General features: G+C 65.5%; 1 protein-coding gene and 1 pseudogene. One reads left to right on the forward strand and one right to left on the reverse strand.

Annotation, left to right across the window (positions count from 1 at the left end; all coding sequences use genetic code 11):
- Positions 1–1,399 (forward strand): annotated as a pseudogene (locus tag EN925_RS35060) (chain-length determining protein); the annotation flags it as partial.
- Positions 1,400–1,445: 46 nt separating this feature from the next.
- On the opposite strand, the gene EN925_RS35065 reads toward EN925_RS35060, so the two are convergent.
- Entirely contained in the window at positions 1,446–1,598 is a 153-nt protein-coding gene (locus tag EN925_RS35065; protein WP_348630386.1) for a hypothetical protein, read from the reverse strand.
- Between the last annotated feature and the right edge of the window lie 4 nt (positions 1,599–1,602).

A 1,602-nucleotide genomic window follows, 5' to 3' on the forward strand; every position in this document is an offset into this window, starting at 1 on the left:
GATCCAGCGCTTGCGTGAGCGACAGGTCGAATTGCGCTCCAACATCGCCGATCTGTCGACGACGCTGCTTGGAAATCATCCGCGCATTCGCGCGCTGAAATCGCAACTGTCCGATCTCGACGCGCAGATCCGCAGCGAGGCCCAGAAGATCATGAAAGGCCTGTTGATGCAGGCCGAGACGGCAAAGGCCCGCGAGAACCAGCTCGTCGCCGACGTCAACACATTGAAAGCCGCTTCGGCGCAGGCCGGCGAACAACAGGTCGACCTCGACGCACTGCAGCGCGACGCGACCGCCAAGCGACAGCAGCTCGAACTCTACCTGACCAACTACCGCGAAGCCGCTTCGCGCCAGGACCGCAACTATCTGCCGGTCGACGCCCGGATCGCCTCGAAGGCGTCGGTTCCCTCCGAGGCCTATTTTCCGAAGGTGGGGCCCATCGTCGGCGCGGCTTTCGCCGCATCGCTGCTGATCATGGCCATCGTGACGCTTCTGCGGGAGCTGTTCTCAGGCCGCGCGATGCGGCCGGCGAGCGGTTCCCGTTTCGAACGGATCGATGAGGTGGCGATGCCCCATGTGGCGCAGACGCCGGCCGCCAAGCCATTTTTCCGCCCCGAGACTGCCGTCTTCCAGGAAGCCGTCATTCACCAGGAACTGCCTGAACCTGCGCATGAAGCCGATGCGGAGCCTTTTGCCGCTGCGATGCCGGCCATGGCCGAGGCGCCGGATGTGGTCGCAATGCCCGCTACGGCGGCGACAGAGCAAACGGTTGTCGAGCCCGAACCGGCGCGTTCCACCCTGGGCGAGATCGATATCGAAAGGGCTGCCGAAAAGCTGATCGCCAGCGGTGCGGCGCGCGCCATATTCGTCTCGCCGGAAGGCGACGAGGCGGCTGCATCGGCGATCCTGGTGGCGCGCGAAGTCGCCGACGCCGGGCTGCGCGTGCTGTTGCTGGACCTCACCGCGTCGGGGGCCGCCTCGCGGCCGATGCTGGACAGCGGACTTTTTCCCGGCATCACCAACCTGCTCGCTTCGGAAGCGCAGTTCAGTGACGTCATCCATGCCGATCTCTACTCGGACTGTCACGTCATTCCGGTCGGAACCGCCGATCCGGTCCGCGCCATGCGCGCCGCCGACCGGCTGCCGATCATCATGCAATCGCTGACAACGGCTTATGATCTGGTCGTGGTCGAATGCGGACCAGCCGACGCGCAGGGCATCGGCCGTCTGACCGGCGACGCCACCGAGGTTTTTCTCTCCATGCTGGAGGCCGACGACGAGGTGACGCAAGCTGCCGTCAAACTGATCGAGAACGGCTATCCCGACCTGACGCTGGTGACGCCGCTCGGCCACGAACCGCCCGGCAATCCGGTGCCGGGACGGCGCACTGCCGCCGCCTGAGAGAGCCGCGGATCGCCTGGCGGAGCCGTTCAGCGGTTCGCCCGATCTAGCCCAGTTCCAGGGTCGTTACGCCGAACACCCTTTGCAGGTCCAGTTCCGGGGCAGGCCCCTTGTACATGCGCGTGGTGGTGAAGGTCGGCGCAAAGCCGGCCGCATCGAGCGCAGTTATGAAACCGGTGTTATCGGCGGGGACGTCGATATGC

This window comes from Mesorhizobium sp. M7A.F.Ca.US.006.04.2.1 (assembly GCF_004022915.1).
Classification (GTDB): Bacteria; Pseudomonadota; Alphaproteobacteria; order Rhizobiales; family Rhizobiaceae; genus Mesorhizobium; species Mesorhizobium ciceri.